The 6,425-nt window shown below is 40.5% G+C and carries 7 protein-coding genes; 2 read left to right on the top strand and 5 right to left on the bottom strand.

The genetic code is table 11. From position 1 onward, the window contains the following. On the top strand, window positions 1–643 hold a 643-nt coding region (locus BZG78_RS15525), incomplete at its 5' end, for a transposase (protein WP_199877212.1). Between the two features lie 21 nt (window positions 644–664). Here the strand turns inward: BZG78_RS15525 and BZG78_RS15055 are convergent. The 5 genes from BZG78_RS15055 to BZG78_RS15035 all read right to left on the bottom strand — a co-directional run bounded on the left by BZG78_RS15055 (window position 665) and on the right by BZG78_RS15035 (window position 6,084). Beyond that, window positions 665–1,198, bottom strand: coding sequence for a hypothetical protein (locus tag BZG78_RS15055; protein ID WP_077661672.1), 534 nt, complete (start codon window positions 1,196–1,198; stop codon window positions 665–667). A 96-nt stretch (window positions 1,199–1,294) separates the two neighbouring features. Further along, entirely contained in the window at window positions 1,295–1,912 is a 618-nt protein-coding gene (locus tag BZG78_RS15050; protein ID WP_077661671.1) for an AbiV family abortive infection protein, read from the bottom strand. A gap of 27 nt (window positions 1,913–1,939) precedes the next feature. Then, complete coding sequence (locus BZG78_RS15045; protein ID WP_077661670.1) at window positions 1,940–3,067, bottom strand: DUF3800 domain-containing protein; 1,128 nt, start codon at window positions 3,065–3,067, stop codon at window positions 1,940–1,942. A gap of 124 nt (window positions 3,068–3,191) precedes the next feature. After that, window positions 3,192–5,501 carry an AAA family ATPase gene (locus BZG78_RS15040; protein WP_077661669.1) on the bottom strand — a complete coding sequence of 770 codons (2,310 nt, stop codon included), beginning with the start codon at window positions 5,499–5,501 and terminating at the stop codon, window positions 3,192–3,194. 91 nt (window positions 5,502–5,592) lie between these two features. After that, window positions 5,593–6,084 (bottom strand): hypothetical protein, encoded by a 492-nt coding sequence (locus tag BZG78_RS15035; protein WP_077661668.1) that lies wholly within the window; start codon window positions 6,082–6,084, stop codon window positions 5,593–5,595. A 156-nt stretch (window positions 6,085–6,240) separates the two neighbouring features. On the opposite strand from BZG78_RS15035, the gene BZG78_RS15030 reads away from it, so the two are divergent. Further along, window positions 6,241–6,425 (top strand): type II toxin-antitoxin system RelB/DinJ family antitoxin (locus BZG78_RS15030; protein ID WP_077661673.1); only part of this gene is annotated, 185 nt, incomplete at its 3' end.

Genomic DNA, 6,425 nt, shown 5'->3' with positions numbered 1-6,425 from the left:
GTTAATCGCACATTATGGCGACGCCATTAAGCCTGAAATCACCATTATCAAGGCGGAAAATATACGTTTAATGAGTGATTTAGTCATCAGGAGAAACCAGCTCCTATCTATGCAAACGATGGAAAAGAACCGCTTGCAGATACTGCCCAAAACCTTGCATTCAACCATCAAACCCATGCTCACTGCGATAAAAAATCAAATCACCAACATCGAACAAAAACTCGTGAAGTTGATTGAAGTATGCCCTGAATATCAGACTAAAAATACGCTCTTACAAAGCGTGCCTGGCATTGGCAGCATTGCGGCAGCATCTATCATCAGTAACGTCCCTGAGCTGGGCTATATAACTAACAAACAAGCGGCATCACTCATTGGTGTTGCACCCGTGACAAAAGAAAGTGGGCGATATAAAGGCAAACGAGTGATCCAAGGTGGACGTGCTCAAGTTCGTACCGTGTTGTATATGGCGATGATGTCTGCGATGCAATGTAATCCTGTTTTTAAAGCGACGTATACCCGATTAGTCGCCGCTGGAAAGCCGAAAAAAGTCGCCATTATTGCCTGTGTGCGCAAGATGGTAGTGATCTTAAATTCGATGCTCAGAGACGGCGTGATGTGGGATAAAAATCTCGCTAAAATTTAGGATTGACGACATACTCGTTTGTTATGCAACTGGAACCCCGTCAAAACAGATTACTGCATAAAGATAACGACCTTCTTGAGTAGACGCCCAAATTTCGCCGTTTTTCCCAAGAGATTTTTTTGCATAACCATGTTCTGAAAGCCACTGAAGTGACTCTTTAACTTGAACTCGAGTCAAACTAGTTTCTTTTGATATTCCTGAAACATAGCGCCACGTATATTCGTGGCTTTGTAAAGACTCTAAAACAGATTTAGCATTGTCAGGGACTAGATTAACATTAGGTACCTGAGATTCGGTTTCGTCAAACAAATCAGTAGGAGATTCTATTTCCTTTTCTAATACCGCTTTGATCTGCTCTTCTCTAAGTTGTGCTTCAACGCCAGCTGCTTTAAAACTTTTGAATTTATCCAGATTCGCGAATACTAAGCCGAGAAATCCTGCTGCAATGGTTAATCCCATTTCGGCAGGCTTACTATTGTAGCCAAAGTAAATAGAAACCCCGAGTAAGACGAAAGCAGATACCATTTCCAAAACTTTATTTGATTCAATCTTCATTGCTTGATGACCTACTCCGATTTCAATTAAGTTACATAACGCCCAACTCAGCGGGCAAATTGAGCGCAGCGAAATTTGATCCGCTGCAGTTGCTTGTTAGCTGCCTTTAAGTGCAGCCTCGACTTCCAAATATAATTCATCAGTTGTATCACATATTTCAGACGCTTCTGCAGTCATACCCCAAAACTCATCGCAATAGATTTCAATTGCGATCAGCAAATGTTCCGCAGCCAAACGCAGATCTACGCTATTTGCAGGAATTTGCAACCCTTTATTTGTGCGTGCAAAGTACAATGACTCTTCTCTGAGCGATGAATACTTACCAGATTCATAACCCTCAAATATCTCTTTTGCTCTTTCAGCACCTATGCTTTTTGCAATGCGATCACCAATTAAGTAAATAGGGTCAACCGAGATTTCGTGCTTTTTGGCATGATGGAAAAGAGGATCTTTACCACGTTTTACTTTTTCTCGCTCATCTCCCCACGCACGCATGTGACCTGCTTTTATCTTAGCGATTTCTTCAAATATCGTGATAGATAAAAAAAGAGAAGGCGCAAAGCTACCGTTCATGAATAACGAATATGATGCGCGTATTAAATCGCAAACGTGAGCAACAGCAGCATTGTACTCGTCACGACCATGTAATCCGGTATATTCATCTGAAACGACTAAGGATGCTTCATGCGCTATGTGGAATCCCTTTTTCTCCAAGTTGCCTCCCGTGCAGCTAACATTGTATTAAGCATTTCCATTTACAGCTAGGAGCCTCCTTTCCTCATCCATCCTCAGCATTTCTTTACCTTTTTCCATTTGTTCATCAGTAGGGTCAGGTAACTCTTCGAACCATTTAGACCATCGACTTGCTATTGCATTGATAGACACCTCATCGGTGAGCCCACGGTGTAATTGGCCTTTAATAAGAGAAAATAGCTCCGGCGCTAACTCTTTCTCATCCATAAACCTCTTAAAGACCCAGAGGTATATATCTACCAATTCAAGACCAGTGCTATCAGTACCAGCGGTACACGAAATAGGCGTTTCCGGCATACCACTAAAATCAATTTTAGGGAGCCCCGGACCGTTAACCAAAGGAAGACCTCTCCCTTTTGCGTAAAAATCTGAGAGTTTCTTTTGCGCAGTATTAAACTGTGATTGCTGATCAACAATTATTTGTGACGCTGTCTTCCCGTTCTTTAGCAATCTAGATGCGATGCCGTGCATCACTGATTGAAAGCCAATCAGGTTGGGCGTTATTTGTAATAGATCCTTCTTGTTTTTTACGTTGTAATATATTTCGTCTGGATTCGCAGCAGCCCACGTTAAGGAGTCAGTGATAACTTGACGAGACCGCTCATCAAGTAAGCTGTCGACTCTAGATATTAGCGTATTACATATATCTACTAAGGAGGCATTAGCTTCATTGGTTTTTAGATTTATTCTAGCTGCCCATGCCGCCTTCAATAGCTCCTCATCAAACAATGAGGCTAATTTTAAAAGTAATACATACCGCATTGGGGTCCAATAAGACGTCCAAGGGACTGCTGGGTTCACACCCTGATCAAATACTTGGTCAAAAAAACTAATAAGAGCGTGATCGACTTTAGCCACGCGATAAATATCAAACCGGAGATCATAGCGTTTTCTCAATGATTCAATATCTTTGACTATTGTTACTAATTTTCCATTGCCAAGCTCAGATGCATGAAGCCTCTTAACCCCAAGCTTCTTTCTGATTTTCTTTACTCTACCTTCTGCAGCTGCATCCAAATTTATTTTACTCGACAATACGCCGTAATAGAGTATTGGCTGGGCCTCATCAAAAAGATTCGGGCCAGTGTGTCCACTTTCATCCACATAAAAATACAAGCTCTATTCTCCATACTTACTTTAGATGCTTAACGCATGCAGCATGCGTGGCTTTGTAGTGGAGGCGAAGCCGCAACGAAAAAGACGTCGCCGTGCCTGGCCTTGTTATACGCTTAGTCACTAATCATTGCACAACTTCAAGCATTTCATCATAATGAACCTCATCGACTTCTTGAAGCCAAGCAAAAATATCACCAATCACATTTTGACTTTCACCAACAAGGTTTTCCGAAGATTCCTCATTAATCTCAATAACAATACTATGAGAATATTTATTGATGAATCGGTAAATCTTTTCCTTTGTCGCTTCATCCGTAACTTCGCAACCCTTCAGACCACGATCCATTAACTGGGCAATATCACTTCGATACTTTGGAAACTTGAAGCTAAAGAAAGATTCAAGCAATTTCCTCGCAAGATTAGCCGTCAAGAATGCCTCATCCCGTGATAATTCTGGGCTATTTCTGTATGCATAGAGCTTTGAAAAAATGTAATGGTATTCTGAGTTGTAGTTCACTAAGCTGGGATCAGCGTCTTTGAATGTCGAATGACGGGGAATTGCTGTTGACGCCTCAATGGTATAAAAGAACGCACTTGGTTCTTTAGGTGGATGCTTTCTTTTCCTATTACGGTTTACCCCTTCAAACCAATCTCTAATTAATTTAAAGTAGGTGAAATTGTGTGTAAATACAAATAATTGCTTTGCTTTATCACAATTACTTCTAAGGAACGAATATGCATGGAACAGGTGGTTTGAATCAAAGCTTGATACTGGATCATCGACTACAACAATAGTGTTCTCTATTTTGTTGTCGTTTTCTTTTAGCTTGGTTATAAAGTAAACGAACGCAATGGCAGTTTTCTCACCTTCACTCAGATTCCCTTCCACCAGATCGGTATCATTCCGAAGTATTTCATAACCCTTTTTTTCCGGATTAAAATGAAGAGTTATTTCACTGCGACCAAGAAACTTGTGGAGCGATTCGTTAAACTGATCAGCCCCCAAACCTTCATTTGACAGCGACTCTTCAAGAGTTCGAATTTCGGTATTTCTATTATTTATCGCTCTTTTTAAATCATTGTTTTCGGCTGCGCGTTTAGCAACCTCAACTTTCTTGTCGTGGTAACCAAAATCCTTTACTTCAGTGGTTACATAATGAAGCTCAAGCTGTTTCTTGGCTTTGTCTGTTTCTTCTTTAAAGTTGGCTGATTTGTGATTGTGTTTTTCAACAGTTGCACTAATAGCGGCCATGGCATCATTGAAAGTTTGTATGGACGATTCTTTGATAGCCTCTATTGAACGATCTGTTTCAAGCGGATTTTCAGTCTTTTTCTTCAGGGCAGTGTGCCAAGCTGATATTTCTTCGTTCAGGTCTATAATAGCTTTTTCCAAATCTGCACAGGCTTCACTGTATTTCTTTTTAAGTTCTTCGTAAAAGTCACCTGCCGCAGGAAGCATTGGAGCTTGTATGTATTGACCTGAAAGCCAGCTATCAGCCTTTACAAGCCGCTCTTGGAAGGCTTTATAATCATTATTGAAATGGGCCTCAAGCCGTTTGATCCGCTCTTCAGTGATGGTGTTACCGCAAAATTCACATTGGTTTGTATCGTGACGCTTGTGAAGAGAAAGGCCGGTCTCCACCCAAGATTTTATATCTCCATGCTCAACAAACCGTTGAATGGTTTTGCTCACCACACTGGTATTTAGAAGATCATCAAGGCGATCTTTCGCCTTGGAAAAAGTTTCCTTACTTATGCTCTGTTTAGTGAAACTGATAGGGCTCTTTTGATTTGGTTTAGCCGCATTGGTTAATTCGAYAATTTTCTCTTCATCAAGAAGCGGGGCTTCTGTTTTCGTTGCTTGAAGGTTTGAGGTGATAAAAGATTCAAACTTTTTTCTATTATAATTAAGATAATGGCTATCGGACGTATCAATAGATTGGAGGCTCATTTTCAAGCGACGAGCGCTATCAGTTCCAAATTTTGAAATGGCGCCTTCCAGGCTCTTTATTTCTGACTCTTCTTTACTATACGCTTCGGAATCGGTTCTTTGCTCTTTCTTCAACTCTTCCAGCTTTTTGCGCTCTTCAATTTTGGCTTTGTCCACAAGTAAAATACTTTTGACAACGCTATTCCATGAAATATTTTCGTCAATGAAGTCTTGATTGAAGGTGTATACGTTTAGGCTAGATTGAGCGATATTCGATTGTGTAATTTCGGTGCTGCCGTCAATACCTACTATAAACTCAGAAGAAGGGAACTTTCCTGAATTAGATTTATTTTCGATGCACCTAAATATACCTGAAAGCGTAGATTTCCCGCTACCGTTCCAACCATAAAACAGGTTGTATTTTCCAAAATCCTTGGCATTGGTGTTCGTGTGATTATGAAAGATACCGAATCGTTTTAATTTTTGTATATTTTTTATTGACATAACATCTCTGATCTAAAAATCACTCAATTCTCAATGGGCGTATAACGCCGTTATAAATTGCCGAAAGAAGCGCAGCTTATTGAGGTCAATTTCATAACTTTGTTAAGTTTCTATACTCTTCAGCACTAAATATACCTTTCCCAACCCCCGCATATTTGACAAATAGTTGTGCTGATTCATTGTCAGTTTCTAAGGGGAATGATTTAGCTCCTTTCGACAATAGCCATATTGTTCTGGTAATTCCATTGCTGAAGGAAGCATAAGGACCATATTCAGATTCTTGGCAATGAGGGAACGCTAAAGGTACTGGGTTAGAAAGTCCATGAGAGAATCCATATTCAGCAGCAGGATATCTGTAATCTGATTCCCATGCAGATTTATCACCTGAAGATAGTTGATATTCTTGCTTACCTGGGTCATTTTTCCAGAGAGCTAAAAACTTCATAGCATCGACAAAGACGATTTTATAATTGCTACCCTTATACGATGATCGACTGGCCGACATATACTTACGACCACATTCTTCTGTATCCACATAGAATATTACTTTTTCATTTTCTATGGAATGTAACCCAGAGCTCATGTTTACCTCCATTTAAACTTAACGCCGCCAACAGGTGCCCATTTGTAGTGAAGCCGCAGGCACAACGAAAAATGGGTCGCCCTGCTTGGCATTGTCACATGCTTTTGCTATACTTTGTATCACATTGTATTACAGATTCACATATTTGGTGATGTTATGAAAAACGAAATGCTGAGCACCCGAATTGACCACGACACCAAGTTAGCGTTTACTCACGTTTGCGAGAACATGGGACTTAGCCCCTCTCAAGCAATAAAGCTTTTTGCCAAAGCGGTCGTTAATTACGGCGGCATACCCTTTGAGCTCAAAGTCAAGCAACCCAATGCAGCAACAGCCTCAGC

It is taken from the genome of Salinivibrio sp. MA351, assembly GCF_001996065.1.
Taxonomy (GTDB): Bacteria; Pseudomonadota; Gammaproteobacteria; order Enterobacterales; family Vibrionaceae; genus Salinivibrio; species Salinivibrio costicola.
This window is presented reverse-complemented; position numbering and strand designations above follow the sequence as displayed.